A 25,558-nucleotide genomic window follows, 5' to 3' on the forward strand; every position below is an offset into this window, starting at 1 on the left:
GCTGCGGAAATTCAAGCAGGACGTGCTGGGGGTCGCAATCGAAGAACGGGTGGTGCCCCCGACGGCTCCTCCTACATCAGCTGAACGACCCCGTCGAGAGCGTAGTCCGCGGACGACGGCCGCTACCCTAAAACCCCGCTCCAAAGCTCCCCGGCCCACAGTTCTGATCAGCGACGTTGTCAGCGAGTCAGGGCTGCCCTTGAAGGTACTCATTGAAGAGTCGCGCCGTTCAGGGATCAAGCTGACTGCATCGCCTGGCCGCACCCGCTTGTTCGCAGAGGAAGCCGAGCACCTCCGGCGTTTTGCGGCGCTAAGGGCAGCAAGACCACCACTGACCGCCAGCACGTACGTGCCCGACCCCGAGGGCCGTATATCTCTAGAGGACTACGACCGGTTGGAACCGCGGTTCGCGGCAAAATTGCTCGTGTGGGGTTACCTACCCGTGCGAAAGGAGCTTAAATCGTTTCCGAACCGGTCCTGGGCTGGGGTAGTCCGACACCACCGGCGGCTCGAAGTCCTCAGAATGCAAAAGGAACGCGAGGCCGCCACCTTGCGGCGATTGAATGGCAATCCTTTCGGTTCGCTCCCCAGTTCCGAACCTCTGCCGACGACTGGTCCGGCTGCCGAGGCGAAGCCGTCGAAAGGGCCTGCCATTGCGGTATCGAGTCCCGTGGCAACAGAAATCAAACGCCAACTCGACGCCCGCCGGCACCGGCGAGAAATCGACCCCGAAGCCAAGCCTGAACCCGTCGGCATCAAGGTCGCGACACCACACACCGATCCCATAGCCACGTCCATCGGCCCCGGAAACCCAGCCCTGGAAGAACTGCAGCTGACCCTTAGCGCTTTTGCCCCGAAGGACCACCCCGTCTTCTTCGAAGGCTTGGCTGCCGCCTTGGCGTTGGACGATCGCAATGTCAAAGCGATGTCCGCCAACGCCAACTCGCTCAATCTCACAGACCGGGCTCTCCGGGACCTGATCCGCCTTGTCTGCACAGGGAAGTTCGGCCTATTCGCCTACCACGACGTTAGCAACACTCTCCGGTCGGCCGCTCGGAGGAACAGCTTGAACGCGTCACCGGTTGCGATGAAGAACGCCCTCACAAATTTGCGCCCAATGCATACCGGTGTCCTGACAGACGCCGGCAAAAACCGCTTCGTATTCTGGCACGTGGAGCAGGACGGAACGCAGCTGGCTGTCATCACTTTCGGGGCTATGTCAGATTGGGTTCAAGGAATGCGGGCCGGCCAATACGTCCCCCTGCGCGGACGGCTGATCAGTGTGTCACGCCATGCAAAGCTGACCGAAGTGGGCCGGGAGGACGCCCAGTTCATGGTCGAGGCAGCACTCAAGCTTCGGAAGGGCATCCACGTCCGCCGGAGCTCGCCGGTATCCTCTGAACCTCGAGGACGGAACTACCTCGACAACCGCACGACCGCGCCTCAACGCACCCTCACATACAAACCGCACAGCGACTGGTTGATTCCTGTGGTCGTCGAGAATGGCTTTGCCACAGCCGGTCTCCAGGAAGGGTTCTTCTCCAATCACGGCGGTAGAAGCGCCCACGAAGTCCGCGAGTTCTACCGGCGGGCGCCCGGCACCTCGTGGAACGCGCCGAAGACAGTACAGGTGAGTGCCCACACGCGCGGCGGCTACGAAGTCGGCGACATCGGATTCATGCCTACAGTCACGATCATGCGAGAAATGGACGCTCACTTGACTTAGTACTACTGCGCTACTGCAGCTGCCGTCGCAAATACATCCGCCGGCATGGGCCGGTGTAGCTTCCAGGTGATGGCAATCGGCTTCTCGCCCGAGTGCTGCACATAGTCCACCTGCCCTAGACACGTGTACGGAACGGTCAGCCCGGTCTCATCCTCTGACGTGTCCCGGGTGAAGATGAGGATCTTCGAGCTGTGCGCGGCCCGATCCAGGTACCGCCTGCCCGTCCGGCTTCTGGGCGAGGTCGCGTTCTGCGATTCCCAGTGGAACAGTTCCGGGCTGATGGCGTAGTCCTTGTACATGGTGGTGGCCGAGTGCTTCTTGTCGTCCTTGTTGAGCGTGACGAAGAAGGCGTCCGTGGAAGTTGCAGGGCACCAGGCCACGCCCTCGCGGTGCTGCACATTCTTGCCGAGCTCCAGCGACCCGTACTGCAGCGCCGCCAGGACCTCTTCTCGCCGGTAGGTCGCATGGGACAGCAGCGGAACGTGCTGCAGCCCGGCGCCCAAGCCCTTGGCAGCGTGCTTTGACCCGGCCACTCCAAGGGCCACGACCTGGCGGATCTCGCTGCAGACATACTGGTAGCCGCGCAGGTAGTCCAGGCCGGCGTCGTACGACTGGAACCCGCCGCCGTCGTCCCAGAGTGTGTAGAAGAGCATGCGGGCGAACGTCTGTTCCCGTATGCCCAGCTCCGCGTAGCGGGGCGCGTCGGCGGCGACGAGCATCGAGTACGCCTCGGCTCGTTCGGGATCGTCAACGTGGATCAGCGCGGCCATCCGGCCGAGGAGCTTCTTCTCGTCGGCGTCGGAGAGTTCACGAATTCTTCCGCTGAGGACCTCCTCCAACGGCGAGAACCCCTCGATCAGGCCTGCCTGGCGCAGATATGCGGTCCAGGAGTCCCTAGTCGACCGGTAGATCGACTTCACGTCGTTTCCGGACCGCTCCAAGTACTTTTCAAGTTCCGTCTCCGCGTATGAGGCAATGTCCCGGACCAGCTGGCCGCGGTTGAACCGCAGTTGCGCCTTAATGTTGTTCAGCACCACCTGCTGCGCCACCCGGTCCAGCACGATCTGCGAGCCCGACGGCAAGTACGGGAACTCGTCCTCGACAGCTTTCTCCAGCTCCTTGCGCCCGTAGCCGGTAAGCGCCCGGTAGCGCAGGTCGAAGCGGAACTCGCGGCGCTGCTGGCCGATGAAGTCCAGGACGGTCAGCACCGCCTTGCCTTCGGCGCGGCGCAGCCCGCGCCCCAGCTGCTGGAGGAAGATCGTGGCGCTCTGCGTGGGCCGGAGCATCAGAATGGTGTCCACCTGCGGCAGGTCCAGGCCTTCGTTGAAGAGGTCGACGGCGAAGATGCAGTTGATCTCGCGTGCGGCGAGACGCTTCAGAGCCGCCGCCCGACCGGCGTCGTCGGTGCTGCCGTCGACGGCGACGGAGGCGATGCCGGCGCGGTTGAAGACGTCGGCCATGTAGTGGGCGTGCTGGACCGAAACGCAGAAGCCGATGGCTCGCATCTGCTCCGTGCTGGTGACCTTGTCGCGGAGTTCGCGGATCATCTTCGCGGCGCGGGCGTCGTTGCCGGTATAGAGGTTGTTCAGCTGCGCGGTGTCGTAGTTGCCGCGCTTCCATTCCAGCTGGCTGAGGTCGACGTCGTCCGACACGCCGAAGTAGTGGAACGGCACCAGCAGATCGGCGTCCAGGGCGTCCCAGAGGCGCAGTTCGCTGGCGGTGCGGCCGTCGAAGAACTGCTGGGCGACGTCGACGCCGTCGCCGCGTTCCGGCGTGGCGGTCAGCCCAAGGAGCTGCTGCGGCTGCAGGTGGTCCAACAGCCGGCGGTAGGTGGGCGCCATGGCGTGGTGGAATTCGTCGATGACGACGACGTCGAAGAAGTCCGGTTTCATCTGTTCAATGCCGAGGGAGGACAGCGACTGGACCGAGGCGAAGATGTGTTTCCACTGCCCGGGTTTGTGCTCGCCGACGTAGAGCTCGCCGAAGGCGCCGTCCTGCATGACATCACGGTAGGTGCGCATGGCCTGCTTAAGGATTTCTTGCCGGTGGGCGACGAACAACAGCTTCAGATCGCGGCCGGCGTCCTCGCAGAGGCGCTTGTAGTCCAGGGCGGCGATAACGGTTTTGCCGGTACCAGTGGCGGCGACCAGGAGGTTGTGGTTGAAGCCTTTGACCCGCTCCGCTTCCAGGTCTTCGAGCATCTCCTCCTGGTGGAGGTAGGGCTGAACTTCGAGCCCGGTGGCTGCCCCGGGGATTGCCGTGCGCCGGCCGCCGTTCCGTTCCAGGGCGGCGTCAAGTTTTTCGCCGTCGCGTTCCGGGTCGTAGCTTTGGAAGGCGCGCTGCTCCCAGTAGCTGTCGAAAGTGACCTCGAACTTGTGCAGGAGTGCGGGCGTGCCGACGGCGCTGAGCCGAACGTTCCATTCGAGGCCGTCGAGGAGAGCCGCCTGGCTGAGGTTGGAGCTGCCGACGTAGGCGGTGTCGAATCCTGAGTCGCGGCGGAACAGCCAGGCCTTGGCGTGCAGCCGGGTGGCCTGGGTTTCGTAGCTGATCTTCACTTCGGGCGCCGTAGCGGTTGACGAGTTCGTCGATGGCCCGGCGCTCCGTGGCGCCCATGTAGGTGGTGGTGATGACCCGCAGTTTGGCGCCGCGTTCCTTGAGCTCCTCAAGCGCCGGATGCAGCAGGCGGAGGCCTGTCCAGCGGACGAAGGCACAGAGCAGGTCTACCGTGTTCGCGGACTCGATCTCGGTGCGCAACTCCGCTGCGAGGTTTGGATCGTCCTTGTTGTTGGTCAGGAGGGCGGAGTCGCTCAGCTTGGTGGTGGGACGGCGGAGATTGCGGCGCTTGAGCGTGTCTGGGCGGTGGAGGGACTGGAGCTGGGCGGGGCCGGGTGCGATGCGGTCTGTGGTGTTCAATTCCTGGAGGAGCCGGTTGGCCAGACCAACTCTGTCTCCCGGTTTGGCTGCCGTCATGACCTGACGGACTGCCTCTGCCACGTGGCGAGAGAGGATGTCAGGAGTATCCTCGTCTTCTATGTCAGTGAAGACCGGCAGCAACCCTGTTCGTTGGCTCAACCGGTTGTCGAGTGCGTCCGTGTTGAGAAGTTCGTACAGCCCCTCGGGCAACTGATCAGTTGCCTCTCCCCCAATGAAATTAGTCACTTCGCCAGGGTATTGGCCGGAGTCCGGACTACCAAACTTCTACTATCCGTGTCTGTCGGTATCTGATCTACAGTCCTGGAGGTCCACTAATCCAAGTAGATCGATTCGTGCGAGGACTCGAAGATTCCCGGCCTCTTACGCCACACGGCCCTGACTTGGAATGAGTGCAACAAATCGACCAGGTCGTCTGAGGGGCGCGATGGCAACAGCAGAGCCAGAGCCTCGCACTCATCGATAAACCTCGAGTAGTCCAGTATCTGGCCCAAGCCCAGTCTCACGTCGGGTCTAGTCGAGGAAGCCTTGGCTTCATAGAGGGTGAGCGTCTCCTCGTCGTAAAGATCGGTAAGCAGGCGCTCACTAGAGCCTCGCGGAAAGATCTCCCACCTGGTGAAGGTTCGGCCCTTTGCTCTCTGAAGCTCAGTAAATTCATCAATCAGACTTTGTTCGACCTTCGTCGCAACGAGTGCATCGACGGCAACACGCCGGAACTCCGAGATCAAGCTGATCTCTAGCGGTATCTGTCTGGCTCGTGAGACGTCTGTACTTGGAGTTGGGTCGCCATGTTGGTCGTTCTTCGGGATCAGGTCGAAACCGAGCCTTTTCAGAGCTAGTCGGGACTGTGCTCCACCGTTGAATGTTGAGGTCGACAGCGGCCCTCGTCGCGGAAACTGAATACCGTATGCAAAAGACAATAGGGGCTTCGAGTCGTAGGTAACACCGTCCACTACTGCCACGTATTTCGCTGATTCCGTGTAGCCGTACCGGTCCAGAAAAACGCGCTGCCCAAGTCGATGAACCTCCGCCGCTGCTTGGCGAACCGCATCCGCACTAGTTAATTCGCTAAGTGTCATGCTTCATTCTGCATTCAAACGACTCCTGGATGGGGAAGGCCGGAAATCGTGCCGTGGTCCTGTCAGCGGCCGGAGGACCGGATCATGGCCATCACAACCTATCCGTGAGGAGCAAGCCTTTTACCGGTAGGCCATCACGAGCTGCAACCAACGCAAGCTACGCTTCCCCTCGCTCGAGCACTACAACGCTGAACGAATCTAATCCGGCATAAGAACCACTCCACTCGCCCGATTGTCACCACCCTAATGGCGCAAAACCCCTAGGACTTCGCAAAAGTAAAACGGCGCTTGAGTGCCGCACCCCGCGTGTAGGGCCACCGCTTCTCAAACTGCAGCCGACCAACCACAATGTCTGGACCAATCCCCAATTCACTTGCGAATTTCGTTACATCATCATCGGATTGAAGGGTGCTTAAGCGATCTTCAAAACGGCGAGGGATCAATAGCTGGGACGCAAAGGCATCGGCTTCGGACTCCGCACCGCTATGAGGTCCTTGGTCATTGATGAAAACGTCCTTCTTGGAATGCAGCAGCAAATGTCCAATCTCGTGGAAAAATGTAAACCAAAAAATGTCACTCCACCGATGTCGCAGCGAGAGCTGAATCAGCACTTTATCCGGTTGGACCCACCGCGTAGCACCGACGATTCGAGCTCCAGAAATCTCAGGCTCGAAAACAACAGCAATTCCGATATCCTCGCAAGCAGACTTCAATCGAGGTACCCACTCGTTGGGATTGGATAAGCGCGTGAGACTTCGTAGGTCCTCTAGGGAACTCAGTAACTTCGCTTTATCGAAGGGGCTGCAACTGATCTTCATTGCTTCGACCTCACCGATCCGAAGCCAAGCTGCGACAGCCGTTGGATCACTTGAGAAGGCCTTGGATCGTCGATATGCGGTCGGACGTTCCCACAAAGCCTCCCATGAGGCTTTGTCTGCGACACCGAAGAAGTTGCATACTTCTCGAAGAGTATCGATCGAGTAGCTCGCCGATTGAATCCGCTTCCTCTTAGCGAGTTCTGCAAGCGGCAGCGTCTTCAGCCAGTCCAGGTCTAACTTAAGCTTCTCTGCCTCTTTAGTACGCGACCGATCCAGTTGATATGTGCTCTCAAGATTTGTCCACATCGACGCAGGGACGCCTGTTGCCCGCTCAAGCAATATCGTCGTCTCAGGGCTTATCGATGCCGTCCCTTTGACAATCTGATTGATGTGCTTAGCGGAAAGCCCTGTCCGGATCGCGAGGTCGCTTTGGGTCATCGCTCGTTCGTCGAGCACCTCCAATAGCGTCGAACCAGGCGGCAGTATGCGCTCAGGAGCGTAAGGATATGCCGTCGCCGTCATGGCTGGCTCCTCCCTGATAGTCGCTGGTAGTCACTTACTGTGATGCTTTCGATCGATTGCCACGCTCGGCCGACCAAGACTTCTCCGCGTTGGCCGATGTCCGTTGGATGAAAAGTAAGTTGGCAGTGCGGTGAAACATCGATTGCGAAGTACCCGCGAAGCGGTGAGTTCAGCTCCCGGCACCTGCCCGGCATCACTTTCATTTCCGCAAGTGTCGACGCACCCATCAGCTGTTGAAGGCGGAGATCAATACGGCCCGCGCCGTCTGCGCCAAACTCGCGGACCCTATTTTGCTCGTTGCCTAACAGCATGGCGAGCCCCTCGGTCCTGAAGAAGACGTCCATGTACCCGCCTGATCGATCCTATTGCCTACCACTCCTGAGCATACCGCCTACGCCCCGTTTCGCGTGAACCGAAACAAGGCCAGTTTCTGCCGGCGTTTAATTAACCCTTTTGGTACATGCTACTGTTGCAATAGAACGGACCAAAACGGTCCATCACAACCAGGAGGTAGTCACCATGACGGCAGAGAAGAAGCCCGCCAACATCACGTTTACGATCGACGGGCGGTCATTTACCGTGGGCGATAAGCACCAGCCCGCCAGCGCACTGCTGGGCCTGGCAGGATTGCCAGCACTGGGATACGACCTCGCCGAGGTGAGGGGACACGGTGACGTTCATACGTTCAAGGACGACCAGCAAGTTGTGATCAAGACAGGGGATGAGTTCGTCACCGTCCGGCAGAGTGCGCAGGTCGCCTAAGTGTCGGGCGCGGGACAGACCAACGGACTCGACGGCCTTATCTTGGGGCTGGAAGTTCTTGGCGCGAAGCCGACTGTCGAAGGCAACGTACTTAGCTTCACAGTGAAGGCAACTTCCGGATCTTTCGCCGGCGTCGAAGTTCGAAGCGGAATCGACTTGGAGGAAACGGGAAGCTGGCCACTCATCCCTCCCCACTGGGTGCACTTCCCAGACTCTGTAGAGTTCCAAACCACCAATGCTCAGCCGTCGAGCAAGGAGGGGTGGCTCAAGCACTCGCGCAACATTGTCAGTTGGGGAGATGCACGTGACCCTGCCCAGTCTTGGCTGTCACATGTTCGCGCTGTCCTTACGGATGCCAGATGACTGCAAGATTTTCCGTCGCCATGACGAACGTGACTAGCAGCAAACTCACTGATCACTTGCTCCGTATGGACGGCCAAGAAGACATCTGTCTTGCCCTTTATGCTCCCTCCACCGGCAGCCTGCGACGCACGGCCATCGTTAACGAAGTACTGCTTCCTCAGTCGGGGGAGCGCTCCGTACATGGCAACGCCTCCTTCAGCGGGAGCTATGTGTTGCGTGCCTGCCAGAAGGCCGCCAGGACTGGACAGGGGGTAATGATTATCCACTCCCATCCGAAAGGCCGCGGCTGGCAAGGAATGAGCTCGCAAGATGCTGACGCAGAGGAATCGTACTCCCGGTTAGCCTTACAGCTAACCGGGGAGCCACTCGTCGGCATGACCTTGGCGGGCGAGGGCACGTGGTCCGCCCGCACGTGGACGGCGTCGGAGTCTACCCAAGCCGACTACGTCCGCGTTGTCGGGCCCTCTCTCAACGTGTACTGGAACAACAAACAACGCCCGATACCCTCAAGCAATGACCGACAAATGCGCACAATCTCAGCCTGGGGAGACAAAACACAGGCTGACATCGCCCGTCTGCGCCTGCTCGTAATCGGTGTCGGGAGTGTAGGGCTGGACGTCGCGGTCCGGCTGGCCGCCGCAGGTGCACGTCATGTGGGTGTCATGGATTTTGACGTCGTCCAAGAACATAACCTGGATCGAATGATCGGCTCAACACAGTCTGACGCAGCGATCCGGCGGCTCAAAATAGAAGTCGCACACCGAGAAATGGCGAGGGCAGCCACCGCCTCCAGCCACGAGTTCCGAACCCATAACCAGGACGTAACGACGGTAGAAGGCCAAGCAACCGCCCTGGACTATGACATTGTCATCAGTTGCGTGGACCGACCCTATCCACGCGCAGTCCTGAACCAGATGGCCTACTCAGACCTAATCCCCGTCATTGACGGCGGCATAGGAATTGACGTCTTCTCTGACGGCGCAATGCGCGGTGCCACTATTCGCACGCACACCCTAACCGCCGGGAGGCCGTGCTTAGTCTGTTCCGCCCAAATCGATATGTCGGAAGTGACCCTGGACAAAGAGGGCCTACTTGATGATCCTTCCTACATAGCTGCAGCCGGACAGGCTCAGCGCGGAAACCAGAACGTCGCCCTGCTTTCCATCGGCGTCACGGCCGGGCTCCTAAGTCAATTGGTCAGTCTCGTTGCAAAGCCCGGAGGGCGTGGTGTCTCGGCGCCGCTGAGATACTCCTTAACGACGCAATCTCTTGAGCACCTTGATGTGAAATCGCGACCACATTGTCCATTTGAGGCGGAGACCGGTAGAGGGGATTTGCGCGTAGCACTGACCCGTCCGGATGCCTGAGAACTCCAAAGTGTCGGACCGCTGCCTTAGTGTGGGCCGGACCACGGTTAGTTACCGACCAATGGCGAGCGACTCGACCGCAGCAGGATCAGCAGAAAGGGATACCGGGATGGACGCTGGGACAACGCAGACTGAGCCCGAGGCACGGCAGGAGCGGCGAGATCTGTACCGGTACGTGACCGCTGACAATGCCGAAGAGTACATCGCCATCATGCGCCTCTTTTCCTCCACTCTCCTTGCCGACCTGTCGGCAGGCGAGGCGCAGGCGGCGCTCGAACGCTCCGGCGCCCTAATAAGTGTTGACGACCTCGAAAGCCGCTGCCGCCAGCTGGAGCAGTGGGGCAATCTGGTGCGGTCGGTTCGCGACGCGCGCGCCGCCACCGTGGCCGAATGGGTCCGCTCCCGCTCCCGGTATCAGGTGTCTAAGCTTGGCGGTCGCGTCGCGCGACAAGTTGACGAGGTGATCAGCGCCAGCGACGGTGCCCGCGAAGTGGCCCGCGAGCTCTTGGGCGTGACTGTGGAGACGCTCCAACGCATCACCGACCGTCTCGACAGCCATAGATCGCTCGACACAGACGCACTCGCGGGCGACGTCACCACTGTGTTCCAGAACCAGCGCTTCTTCGCGGAGTCCGCCACGGACTTCTACGCCTTCGTCCAGTCCCGCATCTCCCGCTACGACCTCGGTGGCCCCGAATATGCAGGCTTCAAGGAAATGTTGATGAGCTACGTCGACCTAATCACCGCCGACGTCGCCCGCCATGCGCCCGCGATCGCCACTCTCCTCGAAGCGCTTGAGCCGCGGCTGCCCGCGCTGCTGGACGCCCTCGATTCGCTGCCGTCTTTGCCCGAATCCGATGGGACAGCCACCGAGCGCTCTCCCGGCCGAAATGCCGAGGACTGGGAAGAGCTCACCGCCTGGTACACCGGGCGTCGTGGTCGATCCGGGCCTGCGCAATTGCGTGGGGCCGCTGACCAGGCTTTGGCGCAGCTCATCGCCAACGCCAAACGGATGCTGGCCGTGGCAGGGACCGGCGTCTCCCGACGCGCCGACCTGCTGCGCTTGGCTCGGTGGTTCGACACCGCCGACGCGGATGCGGCGCACCGCATCTTCAATGCCGCGTTCGGTGCGTACCCGTCCCGACACCTGCTGCGCGGTCCCGACGAGGATACCGGCCGGGACGGCGCCACCACATCGTGGTGGGACGCTGAACCGGTTGATGTGCCTTTGTCGCTGCGCGAGCGTGGTGACCGGGCCGCACGTGGGCGTACCGCCCGCGTTCTGGACCCCGGTCTGGAGCGCGAGCTGCTCCTCGCTCTGGCCCAGGAGGAGGCCGATCGGCTGGCGGCCGCCGCGGCCGAACTCACTGCGTCCGGAAACCTCGACGGCGCACGCCTGTCCCCCGCAGCTCGGAACCTGCTCTTAGACCGGTTCGGCGCTCTCCTGGCGGTGGAGCAGAACCTCGAAAACGCCGCAATCCACACAGACACGAGCCTCGGCCTGGCTCTGACCGCGATCCCGGCCAGGGGGCGCAGCACCGTGATTCACAGCGACGACGGAACCCTGACCGTGCATGACCTCCTCTTGCGGGTCCATCCCGCCGAGGTTCCCGTCACTCTCGACGATGATGAGGGCAAGATGACAGGGACCGGGCCGTGAGCGCGGCCGCCCGTCCGCCAGCGGGGAGCGCCGTGACGGCCTCGCACGCCGCTTCCGAGCGGCGAGAAGCGGCGCGCTTCTTGCTCATGCACCCGGTGATGACCACCGCGCAGTACCCCGAGGAAATGGCCCTGGTGCGCCGGAATGCAGGCGCACTGAAATCCACGTTCGCCACAACGCTCGGCTATACCTTGGTCATTGAGGCGAGCTTTGCCCGACTCGCCAAAGCTCCCCTGCCGGTGGATGCTCCCGTGCGTCCTGCGCGGCGCAGCAATGGCGGCGACTTCACTCCCCGGGCCTACACCTACCTGGCCCTGGTCTGCGCCGGTCTGCTCTCACCGTCAGTCGGTGAGCAGATCTTGCTGTCCCAGCTCGTCGAACAACTGCGCGCCGATGCCGCTAGCGTCGGTATCAGCATCGACGACGCCTTACCCGAACGGCGAGCCCTGGTTGCCGCCATCGGCCTTCTACTCGACTGGGGCGTGCTCGCCGAGACTGACGGGACCGTTGCCGGCTGGAGCGAGCGGCACGATGAGGCGCTCCTGACAATCAACCGGTCCCTGCTGCCGCAGCTGCTCGCCCGGCCGCTCTACACCGTTGAACAGCCGGACCAGCTGTGGGCACATGATCCGGACCTTCCAGCACAGCCGCGGCGCGACTTGCGGCGCCGTATCGTCGAGAACCCCCTCGTGCGGCGCGAGAACCTCACCGAGAGTGAGCGTGACGCGCTGTCCCGCGAGCGAAATGACATCACTCTGGCCCTCGGAGACGCGTTCGGGCTCGAGCTGGAGGTCCGCGCCGAGGGCGCTCTCGCGTATGACACGGAGGAGGAGATGACCGACGTTGCCTTCCCCAGCAACGGCACCACCCGACAGGCCGCACTGTTGCTTCTGGATGCGCTCGTAGACACGCTTCACCCGTCCGCCGGCGCCGAGGCCTTGGTCAGCGGCCGGCCCGTGCCGGGCGTTCTTGCCACGTGGGACTTGGTCGCGGACAACCTTGAGCACCTCGCAGAGCAGAATGCGCGCAGCTGGCGCAGCGAGGTCATTAGCGATCTGGGCCGCCTGCGCGCCGAGGTCGTTCAAGTCCTCACCTCCGTCAGCTTGGCAACGGCCACCGTTGACGGGCTCGTGCTGCACCCAGCATCTGCTCGGTACCGGCCAGAACCTGTCCGATCTGCTGCCAAGCCTCGCGCCCTGCGCCGGCTCGAGGCGCCCCCCGGGCTGCCGGAGCTCACCGAGCCGCTCTTCCCCGCCCCTGCCGACTTTCCGACTCCGTTCATGAGGACCTACCATGACTAACACCCATATCTCCGGTCACGACACCGCTGAAACCCTCGCCCGCCACAACCCGCACCGGTGGCGGATGAGCCGCGCTGGACTGATCAACGTCTGGTACTACTACGACACCACGTTCGACTGCTCCGGCGGCCGTCTCGTGCTGCGCGGCACGAACGGATCCGGCAAGTCCCGCGTACTGGAGATGCTGCTGCCGTACCTCCTCGACGCGGACCGGCGCAAAATGGACGCCACCGGCTCCGGCAAGGTCCGCCTTCAGGACCTAATGAAGGCCGGCGCAGAGTCCGGCAACAGGGAAGGCTACCTGTGGCTGGAACTGGAGCGGGACCTGGCCGAGGACGATTCCTCTGATGGCAGCCACGAGCACCTGACGCTCGGCGCGTTCATCCGGTTCTCGCAGTCCACCGGGGACGCGAAAGTCTGGTACTTCACCACCCCGCTGCGTGTCGGAAACGAATTGCAGCTTATATCGCCGGCCCGGGAGGTCCTCTCCCGCGACCAGCTGACCACACTGGTCGGCGCCGATCGAATCACTGATACCCCTGAGGCACACCGCGACCGAGTACGCAGCACCGTGTACGGCCTGACGGGTGAGTCCGGCCGAGACCGGTACATCGGGCTTATGCAGCTGACGCACACCCTGCGCTCTCCCGACGTAGGGAACCGCATCGAAGAGGGACGCCTTCCGCAGATCCTTTCCGATGCCCTGCCTCCCCTGAGCGAGGCGGCCCTGAACGCAGCCGGTGAACAGCTCGACGGTCTGTCCGAGACGCGTGCAGGGCAGGAACGCCTTGAGCTGGCCTACCATCAGGTCAACACCTTCTTCGGCACGTACCGTCGCTACGCCGCCGGCGTCCTCGGCGGCGCCGCCGCCGCTGCCGAGGAAGCGGCAATGACAGCCCGGCAGGCCGCGCAGCACGCCGACCGGCGCCAGGCAGATCACCGCGATCTTCTGCGCCAGCACAGTGACGTGGAGGGTACGATAGCCGAGCTCGCCACCACCGAGGCTGAGCTCGAAGCGACCATCACCGGCATCAAGTCGTCAGCAGCCTACGCCAACGCCCGCGATCTCGACGACCGGGAGCGGAAGATCTCCGCGCTGGCCAGGTCCGCGGACAGCGCCCTGTCAGAGGCCGCCGCAGCCCGGCGCACCGAGGCTTCATCTGCAAGCGACGCCTCCACCCGCGCCGACGATGCCGCCCAGGCCGCACAGGAAGCCGCCCAGGGGCTCGCCGCAGCCCGCGACCAGCTGCGCTCCGCCGGCGCGCCCACGAACATCGCCGAGACGGCTGCGGTGCGCGCAGTGCCGGCCGCTCGCATCACGAACATCATCCGCACCCGCCGCGACGCCGACCCCGAATCCGTGGCCCGTCCGATCGTCGCCGCCCTGGACGTCACCCCCGCCGACATCCCAGCCGAGCAGGCCCGGCTCACTCTCATAACCCAAGCCGCGAAGACCCGTCAGGGGCAGGCCGGCACCCGGCTTGACCAGGCCCGGCGACTGGAGAAGCAGGAACGGGCCGTCACCGACGCCGACCAGCGCGCCGAAGCGGAACAGGCCCGCGCCGAGCGTGCCGCAGACGAAGCGGCCGAAACTGCCGACCGCCTCGACACCGCCGTGAGCGCGCTGGCGGATCAGTGGCGGGCCTGGACCAGCGCACCGCAGACGTCCGCGGCTCTGGGCGAAGTCGACTTCGAACACGGCCCGCTCGGCGCTTTCCTTGCAGACCCAGATTCCGGCCGGGCCGACCCCGCACTCCTGGACAAGCTCGACCGGATGGCCACCGTCGGAGCGACCGTCGCCCGTCAGCGGCACGCCTCCGCCCTCGCCACCCTGGACACCGCGGAAAAGGCGGACCAGCTACAACGGGCCCAGCTTGAGAACGAGCAAGCCCAACTGCTCGCAGCCGTCGACCCAGCCCCGGCCGGACCGCCCTGGCTGGGCAGGGGTCCCGAGGGATCTGTCCCGCTGTGGCAGGCAGTCGACTTTGCCGACGGCGTCTCTGATGCGGACCGGGCCGGGATCGAGAGCGCCCTCCTAGCTTCCGGCCTGCTGCTCGGCTCCGTCACCGGCGACGGAACACTGCACGCCCGCGACGGGCAACTCCTCCTCCGCGGAACTGGCCCCTCGGCCGGCGGCTCCCTCGCGCAGGCCCTCACGATCGTCCCGACCACCGCTCACCCGGACGCTGTCGCCGCGGTACTCGAGCGGATCGGATACGGCCCCGACTCGCACACCACCTGGGTTGGCACCGACGGCACCTGGGGGAACGGCCCCGTGACCGGCCGGCACCTAGCCGGTCCCGCCCAGCACATCGGCGCCGCCGCCCGCGCCAGCGCCCGCGCGGCACGGCTTTCCTCGATCGCCGCCGAACTCGAAACCCTCGACGATGCCGTCCTCGGGCGCACAGCGGCGCGCGCCAAGGTTGGCCGAGACCAGGAACAGCTCGAAATCGTCGTCGCCACAGCGCCGCGCAGCCAACCAGTCGCGACCGCGGCCGCCCTCACCGCCGCAGCGGCAAACCGGTCCGAGAGCGCCAACGCCGCCGCCCTCACAGCCCTCGAGCAGGCGCAGCAACTGCGCCGCAAATGGACCACGGCGCTGACTGCCCACCGCGATGCCTGCGCAGCATTCAGCCTTCCCACCGGGACGGACTCCCTGAGCCAGGTCCAGCGGGACGCCGCCGAAGCAGCCAGGCTGTGCGACACCGCAGCCAAGTCCCTGCAGCGCCTCGCGGCCGCTCTTGCACGGCACGCTGCCGTCATCGATCGGGCCGAACTCCACGCGGAGGAGCGCATCGGCGCAGAAGCTCGCGCCGACGTCGAATGGCGGACGTGGCACTCAGAGGAGGCCGAGTTCGCCGCTGTCCGCGCAACCGTTGGCGCCGACGCAGCCAGCGTCCGCAAGGACTTGGGTGAGGCTGAGGGCGAGCTGATCCGGGTCCGCGCCGAGCTCGGCACCGAACGTACCCGGGAGTCCGGCCTCGCACAGAAGGCCGGCCACGCCGAGTCCGAGGCAACGGTCGCCCGTGAGCGGGCAACCTCTGCACACCGCAAATTGGAGGCTGCCGCTGCCGCCCTCCAGCAACTACTGGATCTGCCCGGCGTCGCCGCCTCTGCGCTGTCCTCACCGCTCGGTCCTCTGTCCATCGCCGAGGTCACCGATAAATCGGTGCGCGCCGCCGCAGGCGCCGTGACCGCTGCCCTTCAGGGCCAACACACCGCAGACGAGAACGCCCTCATCCGGGCACAGCAGGCACTCGAACGAGAGATCAGTGGCACTTTCGACGTCCTTGCCGAGATCAAAGACGGCGTACGACTCATCGAGCTGTCCGACGCCTCCGGCCGGCGCACCATCGCCGCAGCCGCAACAGAGCTCGCCCGGCAGCGCGATGAGGGCAAGGCCGCTCTGTCGGACCGCGAACACCGCGTTTTCACCGATTTTGTTCTAGGGGGGGTCGCCGACGAACTCCGCCGGAGACTGGACCAGGCCTCGACGCTCGTGGCAGCGATGAATACGTCGCTGTCCTCGATACGGACCAGCCACGGCATTGGGGTCCGACTGCGGTGGAACCTCGCGGAGAGCGCCGGCCCGTCCGCGGCCCGAATCCGCGAACTGGTCACGACCGCGGCCGCGCTGCGCACCACCGCGGCTACCGCCGAGCTGACCGACCTCCTGAAGGCACGCGTCGAGGAGTCATTCGCTGCGGACGCCTCCGCCGGGTACGCCGAGCACCTTCGCAGCGCCCTGGACTACCGAGCCTGGCACATGGTCGAGGTCTTCATCCTCGGACCGGCCACCGGGCAACAGCGTCGGCTGACGCGCAGCGCGAAGCTGTCCCAAGGCGAGACCCGCTTCGTTTCCTACGTAACCCTGTTCGCCGCTGTCGACGCGTACTTGTCCAGTCTTCCCGACAGCGGACGGGCGCTGCGTCTGCTGCTGCTCGATGATGCGTTCGCCAAGGTCGATGACCCAACCATCGCTGAACTAATGGGGCTTCTGGTCCGCCTCGACATCGACTTCGCGATGACCGGACACGCGCTGTGGGGCATGTACCCGCAGGTTCCTGCCCTGGACTGCTACGAGGTCAGGCGTCGTCAGGACGGCCCTGCAGTAACTACGCACATGCACTGGGACGGCCGCAACCGGCACCTGCGGGCCGCTCGATGACCACCGGAAAGGGTCTGCCGCCGAAGACCCGCGAGTACCTAGCACACCCGTCACTGGCACCTCTGTGGGCCGCAGTTCGCATCCGACTCGAGAAGAACCGTCTCGCGGCTTCCGGAAGCGTGAGTTTGGTCGTCGACGACACCGGCGCGGATCTGCTCTCCGGTATGCTGGCGACTCCTGTCACCGCGGGAGCGGTACGGGTTCGTTTGGACCGCCTCGATGCCCGGCTGCGTGACTCCGCCGCGCAGGCCGGACTTTCCGCTGTCGTTGAGGCGTTGACAGGGACACCGCTAAGAGACCGGGCCGCGGCACGGGAGCAATCCGAGGTCTCCCGTGCGTCCGTCTGGGCACGGCTGGACGGGGCCATAGCGGGTGCCGGCCTGGCGTGCGCGCCATGGGTGCCAAAGTTCATCGACGGCGTCCGACAGGCTGGCTTGCTCACCCGCGCTGGCGAGGAGACCGCCAACCGCTGCGCGGACCGAACCGGCGCTGTCCTGACCGCGCTCGGAACTCGCACCGACCTCAGCGCGCCTGATCCGGGGTCGCCGGGACCGGGGCCGGTGTGGGAGCTGGCCGAGCTCGCGTCTCGGTGCACTGGAACGGCACACGGACTTGACGACGGCACACTGACCAGCGCGCTTGTACTTCGAGCTGCAGCAGCAGCGCTTGGCGAGCCGGTGCCCGACCGTGCTGCTACGCGGCGAGCCCTGTGGGAGCGGCTCGGCGTCGTCACCGACGTCCTCTCGGGAACGGTCCTCGCCTGGGGTCTGCGCCCGCCCGGCACCGGCCCGTGGTGCCAGATGATGCGTTCCCGCGCCGGCCTTGGCCTGGTCACCCACCTGAATGTGCATGAGCTGCGCGCTGCCGGGCCCGGCGCACTCCTCGCCAGCCCTGGAACGGTCGTGTCCGTGTGTGAGAACCCGCAGGTGATGCAGGCCGCGGCCAGGGCGGGGGTTCCTGGAGTGCTGTTGTGCCTGTCAGGCAACCCTGCGAGTGCAGGTTTGCTGGCCCTGGATCGACTCATCGCCGACGGTAACGTCGTGCGGTATCATGGCGACTTTGACTGGCCCGGAGTCGCGATCGCCGGCCGCGTCCTAGCCTCTGGCGCCACGCCCTGGCGTCTCACCGCAGGTGACTATGAGGCGGCGGTGAGTAGCCTGCCCGCCGATGAAATGCTTTCACTCGAGGGTAAGCCGGTCCCGACACCGTGGGATCCGGGCCTCGCTGTTGTTATGGCCCGGCAGGGAGTGGCCGTACACGAGGAGTCGCTCCTAGGTCAGTTGCTCGCGGACCTCTCCTAGACACGGGCGGCAGCGCTGCCGCCACGGTTCCGCGCTCGGCCTGCAGACCGAAAGCCTCTACTGCCATGTATTCCCGGGCCTTTCAGTCCCAGCTCACCGTGCTATTGCCCATTCCAAGTCTCGAGCGCGCAGCTGTACCAGATCATCACCGAAGCGTGGAGCAACTTGGGCCTGCCGACCGCGCCAGCAACCGTCTACCGATAGATAGCCGTGACAGGCGTCGAGGAGACTGAACTTTTGCTGCACAGCCAAAACGGCCCCACGCCGATCTGCTGCATCAGGGTCGGGTTGTCGGTGGTGCCCCACTGCTTTGCCACCTTGCGGCCCCTCACCCGGAATGTCCGTACAGTCGAACTCGACGCGCTTGCGTGTTGCCGGATACCGGCTTTGTCCCCGCGGTGGGTGCCGGTCAGGATAATGTGGCACGCTTCCATGTTGCCGGCGGTTAGTGAGGGCTCAATCACTTTGCCCTTGCTGCCCGGTAAGACCGGCCGCATGGTCATCGCTGATCCTGGCCCTGCCCCGTTTACGAAACGCAACGCGATCTCGCACCCACCCCTTACTGTTGATCCTGCACCGAACGAAACCGTTTACGTAAACCGTTTTCCGAAACCGATTACGTAACGTGAGCAGCAACCAAGGTAGAGACAACCTCAGAGAGGAGGAACAGTGGTCACCATCCGCGATGTCGCCAAGCACGCCGGCGTCTCCCCGGCCACTGTTTCCCGGGTCGTCAATGGACTCGTCGGCTACTCCGACGAAACCCGAGAGCGCGTCGAGAATGCGGTCAAGAGCCTCTCCTACGAAACGGACTACCTCGCCCGCGGCCTTAAGACCCGGCAGACCTCCGTGATCGGCCTCCTCGCCCCCATGGTCTCCGATGCCCTGGCCTCCCAGGTCATGCAGGGCGTCGAGGAGGAAGCCCAGGAGCGCGGCTACGCCGTGATGCTCGGCCGCACCGGCGCCAAGTCCGCCTACATCGCCGGCTACCTCCGGACCCTCCGCACCTATCGCGCCGCCGGCGTCATCCTCATCTCCGCCGTGATCACACCAGAGACGCGCCAGCTGCTGGGACCCAACGTCCCCATCATCTCCGTCGCCATCAGCGACAAATCCGGCTCCCCCAGCGTCGCCATCGACGACGAGCAGGCCGCCTACGACGCGACCCGGCACCTGCTCCGGCTCGGCCACCGACGCATCGGCCTCCTTGCCGGTGACCCGGCGTCGGTCCACGTGGCCCACCCCCGCCAGCGCGGCTACCTCCGCGCCATGACCGAGGCGAAATGCACCCCCGTCACCGCGACCGGCAGCTTCTTCTACGAGAGCGGCGCCGCCGGCGTCGACGACCTGCTGCAGCAGGAACCCGGCCTCACCGCGATCTTCGCGATGAGCGACGAGATGGGCGCCGCCGTCGTCAATGAACTGCAGCGCCGCGGGCTCCGGGTGCCGGAGGACGTCTCCGTCCTCGGGTTCGACAACACCTCGACCTCCCTGCACGTGAACCCGCCCCTGAGCACCATGGCGCAGCCGCTCGAGGACATGGGACGGATGGCCGTGAAGAAGCTGCTCCGCTCCCGGGACCTCGGGCCGAAGATCATGCCGCACCGGCTGATCGAGCGCGGTTCCACCGCGCCGCCCAGCTCAAAGCCACGGAGCCAAGCGCCGGTCAGCGAAGCCCAACCCGAAGACCAGGTCCTGGTCAGCTAGCCAGGACCCACAAGACCACCTCCCCAGCGGCGGCCGCCGGCACTCCCCCGTGCCACCAGCCCGCCGCCGCACGTCCGAACATGCACCAAACCACCCGCACCACCCCGATTAACAAGGAGCAACACATGAGGCAGCGCCGCCACACCTGGCAGACTCTTCTCACCACCACCGCAACTGTCGCCGTCGCCGCCGTCGCCCTCACGGGCTGCGGCGGAACCGCCACGGAAGCCAAGAGCACCCCGAAGGCCACCGCAGCGTCCTTCGAGGGCAAGGGCCCCATCAACTACGTCTCCAACCGCGATGCCTCCGGCGCCGCGAACAAGACCATCGAGGAATGGAACGCCGCGCACCCGGAGGAAAAGGTCACGTTCATCGAACTGCCCGACTCCGCGGACCAGCAGCGCCAGCAGCTCATCCAGAACGCGCAGATCAAGTCGGACACCTTCAGCGTGCTGAACCTGGACGTCGTCTGGACCTCCGAGTTCGCCGCCAACAAGTGGATCCTGCCGCTGCCCGCGGACGCCGTCCCCACGGACAAGATGATCCCCGCCACGGTCAACGCCGCGACGTACCGGGACACCCTGGTGGGCGCCCCGTACTACACCGACGGCGCACTGTTCTACTTCCGCTCCGACCTGCTGAAGGCCGCCGGCATCGCCGCCCCGCCGAAGACCTGGGACGAGATGAAGACCGCCTGCAAGTCCATCCTCGCCCTCCCCGAGGCCGCGGGCATGTCCTGCTACGCGGGCCAGTTCGACAAGAACGAGGCCCTGACGGTCAACTTCTCCGAGGCCGTGGCCTCCGCCGGCGGGCACGTGGTTGACGCCGACGGCAAGCCCACCGTGGACACCGCCGAGGCCAAGAAGGGCCTGAACCTGCTGGTGGACGGCTTCAAGGAAGGTCTCTTCCCGTCCGACGCCATCACGTACCTCGAGGAGCAGGGCCGCCGCGCGTTCCAGGACGGCAAGCTCGTCTTCATGCGCAACTGGCCCTTCGTGCACGCCTCCCTCAGCGCCACGGACGGCTCCAGCAAGGTGAACGGCAAGTTCGACATCACCTCCATCCCCGGCACCGACGGCCCCCGGCGTCTCCACCCTCGGCGGCCGCAGCCTGGCGATCTCCCCGTTCACCCCGAATAAGGCCACGGCCCTCGAGTTCACCAAGTTCTTCACCAGCCAGGAGCAGGCCCAGAAGCGCCTCGCCCTTAGCTCCCGAGCCCCGGTGTACGCATCCCTCTTCGAGGATCCCGCCGTCGTCGCCAAGCGCCCGTTCTTCCCCACCCTGCTGACCTCACTGAAGAACGCCCAGCCCCGCCCGAAGGTGGTCCAGTACGGCGCCACCACCAAGGCCATCCAGGAAGAGGCCTACGCGGCGATCACCGGGACCAAGGACACGGACACCGCCCTGAAGGACATGCAGGCCAAGCTCACCGAGGTGTCCAGCAAGTAATCCCAGCAGTTCAATCTCCACACCTGGCCGGCCGGTCCGCCCCGGCCGGCCAGGCACGCTGCAACTCCAGTTAGGTACCAAGGATGACGACGACGACCGCCTCGCCCGCCGGCGCGCAGACCGGCACGCCCCAGACAGGCAGCCCGCGCAGACGCGGCAAACGCACCGCCGGCGAAGGCCGCATGGCCACGATGCTGCTCTCCCCCACCATCCTGGTGCTGGCCCTGGTGATCGTGTACCCGCTGCTCTCCGCGGTGCACCAGTCCCTGTTCCGCGCCGAAACCGGCCTGGACGCGGACGGTTTCGTCTCCGACGTCGAAGCCTTCGTGGGCTTGGCCAACTACGCCGACCTCTTCGCAGGCGAATCCGGCCGGCGCTTCCTGAACGCCTTCGCCAACACCACCTTCTTCACTCTCACCACGGTGCTCCTCGAGACCGTGCTGGGCCTCTGCATGGCCCTCGCCATGAACCGCGCCTTCCGCGGCCGGGCCTTCCTCCGCGCCAGCATCCTGGTCCCGTGGGCCGTGCCCACCGCCGTCTCCGGCCTGCTGTGGCGCTGGATCTTCCAGTCCGACGGCATCGCCAACACCCTGCTCGGCAGCGAAATCCTCTGGACCGCCGAAGGCAACGCCTCCAAGGTGGCCGTCATCATCGCCGAAGTCTGGAAGACCGCGCCGTTCATCGGCCTGCTGGTCCTCGCCGGCATGCAGATCATCCCCGGCGAAGTCTACGAAGCGGCCAAGATCGACGGCGCCGGCTGGTGGCGCCAGCTCGGCTCCATCACCCTCCCGCTGGTCAAGCCCACCCTGCTGGTGGCCGTGCTGTTCCGCATGCTCGACGCGCTGCGCATGTTCGACCTGCCCTTCGTGCTGGTGGGCCCCGGCAAGGAATCCGTGGAAACCCTCTCCATGCTGGCCTGGGACGAATCCAACCAGCTCCGCTACGGCTCCGCCTCCGCGTTCGCCGTCATGCTCTTCCTGTACGTCGCCGTCGTCGCGATCGTCTTCGTCAAGGTCCTTGGCGCCGACGTCACCGGCGCCAAGGAACTGAAGCTGATCTCGAAGAAGTCCCGCACCAAGTCCGCCAGCATCCAGAAGGCCGAGGCCACCCGATGACCATCTCCGACCTCCGCAACGCCGCCGCCGATTCCGGGGCACCCAAGGCGGGTGCCGCCCCCGTCGTCCCCGGAAAGCAGAAGCCCAAGCGCACCTGGCGCTCCTACTCCGTCTACGCCGGCCTGGCCCTGATCTTCGCCTACTGCCTGGCCCCCTTCTACTGGATGATTGTCTCCAGCCTCCGCCGCACCGCCGACATTTTCGACAACACCCTGCTGCCCGCCCCGTTCTCGTTGGAGAACTACACCAAGGTTTTCGACGGCTCCACAATGTTCGGCCAGGCGCTGCTCAACTCGCTGATCGTCGCCGGCACCACCACGTTGTTTGCGCTGGTCCTCGGCGTCTTCGCCGCCTACGCCATCTCCCGGCTGAACTTCCGCTTCAAGTCAGTGATCCTCGGCGTCATCATCGCGACGTCGATGTTCCCCGGTATCTCCGTCGTCGTGCCGCTGCTGCGCCTCTTCACCGACATCGGCTGGATCAACACCTACCAGGCCATGATCGTGCCCAACCTGTCCTTCGCGATCCCGCTGGCGGTCTGGAACCTCACCACCTTCATGAAACAGCTGCCGTTCGACCTTGAAGAGGCCGCGATGATCGACGGCTGCACCAAGTGGCAGGCGTTCCGCAAGGTCCTGCTGCCGCTCGCCGCGCCCGGGGTCTTCACCACCGCGATCCTGACCTTCATCCACAGCTGGAACGAATTCATCATCGCGCTGTCCATGATCAACGACCCCAAGATCCAGACCGCCACGGTCGCGATCTCCAAGTTCACCGGCGCCACCGAATTCCAGGCGCCCTTCGGCGAGCAGATGGCCGCCGGCGTGATCGTCACCGTCCCCCTCGTGATCATGGTGCTGATCTTCCAGCGCCGGATCGTCGAAGGCCTCACCGCGGGTGCCAGCAAATGAGCGCCCAGGTTCCCGTCAGCCTCGTTGAGGAGACCGCCCTCACGCCTGCCGCCCAGTGGTGGCAGTCCGCCGTCATCTACCAGGTCTACCCGCGTTCCTTCGCCGACGGCGACGGCGACGGCGTGGGCGACCTCGCCGGGCTGATGGCCCGGCTGCCGTACATCGCCGCCCTCGGCGTCGACGGCATCTGGATGACTCCCTTCCAGCCCTCCCCGCAGCTGGACCAGGGCTACGACGTCACCGACTACTGCGGCGTGGACCCGCTGTTCGGCACTATGGAACAGTTCGATGCCCTCCTTGAGCAGGCCCACTCCTTGGGGTTGAAGATCCTGCTCGACGTCGTCCCGAACCACTGCTCCTCCGAGCACCCGCTGTTCCAGGCTGCCCTCGCGGCCGGCCCGGGCTCGCCGGAACGGGACATGTTCCACTTTGTGCCGGCTGCCGATCCTGCCGCCGACGTGCCGCCGAACAACTGGCAGAGCGTCTTCGGCGGCCGCGCCTGGAGCCGTGCCAACCCGGAGTCCGAGACGGACACGGACTGGTACCTGCACCTCTTCTCCGCCGGGCAGCCGGACTGGAACTGGCGCAACCCCTCCGTCGGCGACTACTTCGACGGCGTGCTGCGCTTCTGGTTCGACAAGGGCGTTGACGGCCTCCGGATCGACGTCGCGCACGCGCTGTTCAAGGCCGAGGGCCTGCCCGACTCGCCTTCTACCGGCGGCGTGGTGGACGGGCTCCGGTCCAACCCCCAGGTCTCGGACCAGGAGGAAGTCCACGAGGTCTACCGCCGCTGGCGCACCCTTGCCGAGAAGTACTCACCGCACCGCCTGCTGGTGGGCGAGGTCAACCTGGAACCGGCCCGCGCCGCCCGCTACACCCGCGCCGACGAGATGCAGCAGGCCTTCGCCTTTGCCTTCGTGAAGCTCGGGTGGGATCCCGCAGCGTGGGCGGCCGTCGGCAACGACCTCGAAACCGCGCGCCAGCTGCACGGCGGCACGCCCACCTGGGCGCTGGAGAACCACGACATTGTCCGCTCCGCCACCCGCTTCGGCGGCGGTTCACTTGGTGCGGTCCGGGCACGCGCCGCACTTGTTGCGCTGCTCGGATTGCCCGGTCCGGCGTACATCTACCAGGGCCAGGAGCTCGGGCTGCCCGAGGTCGACGTCCCGGTCGAGGCCCGGGTGGATCCCATGTGGGCCCGCGGCGGCGTCTGCCGCGACGGCGCCCGCGTGCCGCTGCCCTGGACTGAGGACGCCGAGCGGAACCACGGCTTCTCGCTGACGGAGCCGGCGGCCGAGCCGTGGCTACCTATTCCCTCGGGCTGGGGGGCGCAGGCGATCGAACTGCAGCAGCAGGACCCCGAGTCCTCGCTGGCTTTGGTGACTGCGGCTTTGGAGCTGCGCCGGAAGCTGTGGAGGAACGAGGTCTTCGGCCCGAACGACGGCGGCACCTGGCGCGTCGAAGCGGGGAACATGCTCATCTGTGAGCGGAACGAGCACTTCTTCGTCGCCGTCGCGATGGGAACCGAACCGGTGCAGCTGCCGGCCGGAACGGTGCTGCTCAGCGCCGCACCCCTTGAGCAGGACGGCTGGCTGCAGCCTAACAACGCCGCGTGGGTGCTGCGGGGCTGAGGCTCCAAACCAGGCGCCTCGCACGTTTCCTTCGGAGACGTGGAGGCGCTGTGCACCGCTGGCCGACCAGCCGTTTTGTCTCTCTTGCCTCTGTCTGGGAACTGATCGGGTAAGTTCGGCCACCGCCGCACGACGACCGTTGCCCAATGGTTCAGGTCAGCCGCAACCGCACGTTGAGGACCGCAAGTAGGTGAATGTCAGTGACGGTCGAAAACTGAGCCATTATGACGGTTGAAAACTGAGCCACCTGTTCCGAACGATTGGACGGGTGATCACAGTGGAGGATTGGGCTCTGATTCGGCGGTTGCATCTGGCCGAGGGCGAATCGATGAGGTCGATAGCGGCACGGCTGGGTGTTTCGAGGAACACGGTCGCGAAGGCGGGTCGATCCCGGCAACCTCCTGATCTGCGAACGCAACGAGCACTTCCTCGTGGTGTCGCCATGGGCACCGAGCCCGTAAAGCTGCAAGCAGGAACGGTTATTCTCACCGCCGCGCCGCTGACCGAAGACGGCTGGCGGCAGCCGAACAACGCAGTCTGGGTGCTGCGGGGGTGAGCGTGCCGACTACGCCCAGACCCGGCTCAAGGACCTCGTGGGCCGGGGCGCGCGGGAAGTCTATGTTCTGGCAGACTCCTCCACGCTCGCCCTGCGGCCCTTCCACGCCTGAGCCCGATTGGCACTCCCCTGGACCCTGGTGTCGGACGACGGCGCCGGCCCCGGGCGGGTGCAGAAGTTCCGGGACGCGG

The 25,558-nt window shown here is 64.9% G+C and carries 16 protein-coding genes and 2 pseudogenes; 14 read left to right on the top strand and 4 right to left on the bottom strand.

Going from position 1 to position 25,558, the window contains the following annotated elements:
* Positions 1–523: 523 nt before the first annotated feature.
* Positions 524–1,726 carry a hypothetical protein gene (locus QFZ65_RS16355; RefSeq protein WP_306911807.1) on the top strand — a complete coding sequence of 401 codons (1,203 nt, stop codon included), beginning with the start codon at positions 524–526 and terminating at the stop codon, positions 1,724–1,726.
* 2 nt (positions 1,727–1,728) lie between these two features.
* Here QFZ65_RS16355 and QFZ65_RS16360 read toward each other — a convergent pair.
* The 3 genes and pseudogenes from QFZ65_RS16360 to QFZ65_RS16370 form a co-directional block, all read right to left on the bottom strand.
* Positions 1,729–4,849, bottom strand: a pseudogene (locus QFZ65_RS16360) (DUF3427 domain-containing protein).
* Positions 4,850–4,971: 122 nt separating this feature from the next.
* Positions 4,972–5,736, bottom strand: a complete 765-nt coding sequence (locus tag QFZ65_RS16365) for a hypothetical protein (protein WP_306911809.1) — start codon at positions 5,734–5,736, stop codon at positions 4,972–4,974.
* A gap of 260 nt (positions 5,737–5,996) precedes the next feature.
* Positions 5,997–7,076, bottom strand: coding sequence for an ImmA/IrrE family metallo-endopeptidase (locus tag QFZ65_RS16370; protein ID WP_306911810.1), 1,080 nt, complete (start codon positions 7,074–7,076; stop codon positions 5,997–5,999).
* Positions 7,077–7,595: 519 nt separating this feature from the next.
* On the opposite strand from QFZ65_RS16370, the gene QFZ65_RS16375 reads away from it, so the two are divergent.
* The 6 genes from QFZ65_RS16375 (at position 7,596) to QFZ65_RS16400 (ending at position 17,998) form a co-directional block, all read left to right on the top strand.
* Complete coding sequence (locus QFZ65_RS16375) at positions 7,596–7,838, top strand: hypothetical protein (RefSeq protein WP_306911812.1); 243 nt, start codon at positions 7,596–7,598, stop codon at positions 7,836–7,838.
* A 383-nt stretch (positions 7,839–8,221) separates the two neighbouring features.
* Positions 8,222–9,568 carry a ThiF family adenylyltransferase gene (locus QFZ65_RS16380; protein WP_306911814.1) on the top strand — a complete coding sequence of 449 codons (1,347 nt, stop codon included), beginning with the start codon at positions 8,222–8,224 and terminating at the stop codon, positions 9,566–9,568.
* Between the two features lie 109 nt (positions 9,569–9,677).
* On the top strand, positions 9,678–11,228 hold the full coding sequence (locus QFZ65_RS16385) for a TIGR02677 family protein (protein ID WP_306911815.1): 1,551 nt from the start codon (positions 9,678–9,680) through the stop codon (positions 11,226–11,228).
* On the top strand, positions 11,225–12,529 hold the full coding sequence (locus QFZ65_RS16390; RefSeq protein WP_306911817.1) for a TIGR02678 family protein: 1,305 nt from the start codon (positions 11,225–11,227) through the stop codon (positions 12,527–12,529). The genes QFZ65_RS16385 and QFZ65_RS16390 overlap by 4 nt, the downstream gene beginning before the upstream one ends.
* Positions 12,522–16,697: a TIGR02680 family protein gene (locus tag QFZ65_RS16395; protein ID WP_306911819.1), complete on the top strand. Its 4,176-nt coding sequence runs from the start codon at positions 12,522–12,524 to the stop codon at positions 16,695–16,697. Before QFZ65_RS16390 ends, QFZ65_RS16395 begins: the two co-directional genes overlap by 8 nt.
* Positions 16,698–16,816: 119 nt before the next feature.
* A complete protein-coding gene (locus tag QFZ65_RS16400; protein ID WP_306911821.1) occupies positions 16,817–17,998 on the top strand; it encodes a TIGR02679 family protein in 1,182 nt (393 codons plus the stop codon).
* A 194-nt stretch (positions 17,999–18,192) separates the two neighbouring features.
* Here the strand turns inward: QFZ65_RS16400 and QFZ65_RS16405 are convergent, their stop codons facing one another.
* Positions 18,193–18,501, bottom strand: coding sequence for a hypothetical protein (locus QFZ65_RS16405; protein WP_306911822.1), 309 nt, complete (start codon positions 18,499–18,501; stop codon positions 18,193–18,195).
* A gap of 166 nt (positions 18,502–18,667) precedes the next feature.
* Here QFZ65_RS16405 and QFZ65_RS16410 point away from each other — a divergent pair, with 166 nt between their 5' ends.
* The 7 genes and pseudogenes from QFZ65_RS16410 to QFZ65_RS16440 form a co-directional block, all read left to right on the top strand.
* Positions 18,668–19,705, top strand: a complete 1,038-nt coding sequence (locus QFZ65_RS16410; protein ID WP_306911823.1) for a LacI family DNA-binding transcriptional regulator — start codon at positions 18,668–18,670, stop codon at positions 19,703–19,705.
* Positions 19,706–19,830: 125 nt separating this feature from the next.
* Complete coding sequence (locus QFZ65_RS16415) at positions 19,831–20,844, top strand: extracellular solute-binding protein (RefSeq protein WP_306911824.1); 1,014 nt, start codon at positions 19,831–19,833, stop codon at positions 20,842–20,844.
* Positions 20,845–20,926: 82 nt separating this feature from the next.
* A complete protein-coding gene (locus tag QFZ65_RS16420; RefSeq protein ID WP_306911825.1) occupies positions 20,927–21,154 on the top strand; it encodes a hypothetical protein in 228 nt (75 codons plus the stop codon).
* Positions 21,155–21,237: 83 nt separating this feature from the next.
* Entirely contained in the window at positions 21,238–22,269 is a 1,032-nt protein-coding gene (locus QFZ65_RS16425; RefSeq protein WP_306911826.1) for a carbohydrate ABC transporter permease, read from the top strand.
* Positions 22,266–23,180, top strand: a complete 915-nt coding sequence (locus QFZ65_RS16430) for a carbohydrate ABC transporter permease (RefSeq protein WP_306911827.1) — start codon at positions 22,266–22,268, stop codon at positions 23,178–23,180. The genes QFZ65_RS16425 and QFZ65_RS16430 overlap by 4 nt, the downstream gene beginning before the upstream one ends.
* Positions 23,177–24,811, top strand: coding sequence for an alpha-amylase family glycosyl hydrolase (locus tag QFZ65_RS16435; protein ID WP_306911828.1), 1,635 nt, complete (start codon positions 23,177–23,179; stop codon positions 24,809–24,811). Before QFZ65_RS16430 ends, QFZ65_RS16435 begins: the two co-directional genes overlap by 4 nt.
* Positions 24,812–25,088: 277 nt before the next feature.
* Positions 25,089–25,235: pseudogene (locus QFZ65_RS16440) on the top strand (helix-turn-helix domain-containing protein); the annotation flags it as partial.
* Positions 25,236–25,558: the final 323 nt, after the last annotated feature.

Origin of the sequence: Arthrobacter sp. B3I9 (assembly GCF_030816935.1) — a bacterium.
Lineage (GTDB): Bacteria > Actinomycetota > Actinomycetes > Actinomycetales > Micrococcaceae > Arthrobacter.

Bases quoted from the DNA above. Each gene is read 5' to 3' on its own strand.
- QFZ65_RS16355 (WP_306911807.1), top strand. From the start codon at position 524: ATGCAAAAGGAACGCGAGGCCGCCACCTTGCGGCGATTGAATGGCAAT.
- QFZ65_RS16365 (WP_306911809.1), bottom strand. From the start codon at position 5,736: ATGACACTTAGCGAATTAACTAGTGCGGATGCGGTTCGCCAAGCAGCG.
- QFZ65_RS16370 (WP_306911810.1), bottom strand. From the start codon at position 7,076: ATGACGGCGACGGCATATCCTTACGCTCCTGAGCGCATACTGCCGCCT.
- QFZ65_RS16375 (WP_306911812.1), top strand. From the start codon at position 7,596: ATGACGGCAGAGAAGAAGCCCGCCAACATCACGTTTACGATCGACGGG.
- QFZ65_RS16380 (WP_306911814.1), top strand. From the start codon at position 8,222: ATGACGAACGTGACTAGCAGCAAACTCACTGATCACTTGCTCCGTATG.
- QFZ65_RS16385 (WP_306911815.1), top strand. From the start codon at position 9,678: ATGGACGCTGGGACAACGCAGACTGAGCCCGAGGCACGGCAGGAGCGG.
- QFZ65_RS16395 (WP_306911819.1), top strand. From the start codon at position 12,522: ATGACTAACACCCATATCTCCGGTCACGACACCGCTGAAACCCTCGCC.
- QFZ65_RS16405 (WP_306911822.1), bottom strand. From the start codon at position 18,501: ATGACCATGCGGCCGGTCTTACCGGGCAGCAAGGGCAAAGTGATTGAG.
- QFZ65_RS16415 (WP_306911824.1), top strand. From the start codon at position 19,831: ATGAGGCAGCGCCGCCACACCTGGCAGACTCTTCTCACCACCACCGCA.
- QFZ65_RS16425 (WP_306911826.1), top strand. From the start codon at position 21,238: ATGACGACGACGACCGCCTCGCCCGCCGGCGCGCAGACCGGCACGCCC.
- QFZ65_RS16430 (WP_306911827.1), top strand. From the start codon at position 22,266: ATGACCATCTCCGACCTCCGCAACGCCGCCGCCGATTCCGGGGCACCC.
- QFZ65_RS16435 (WP_306911828.1), top strand. From the start codon at position 23,177: ATGAGCGCCCAGGTTCCCGTCAGCCTCGTTGAGGAGACCGCCCTCACG.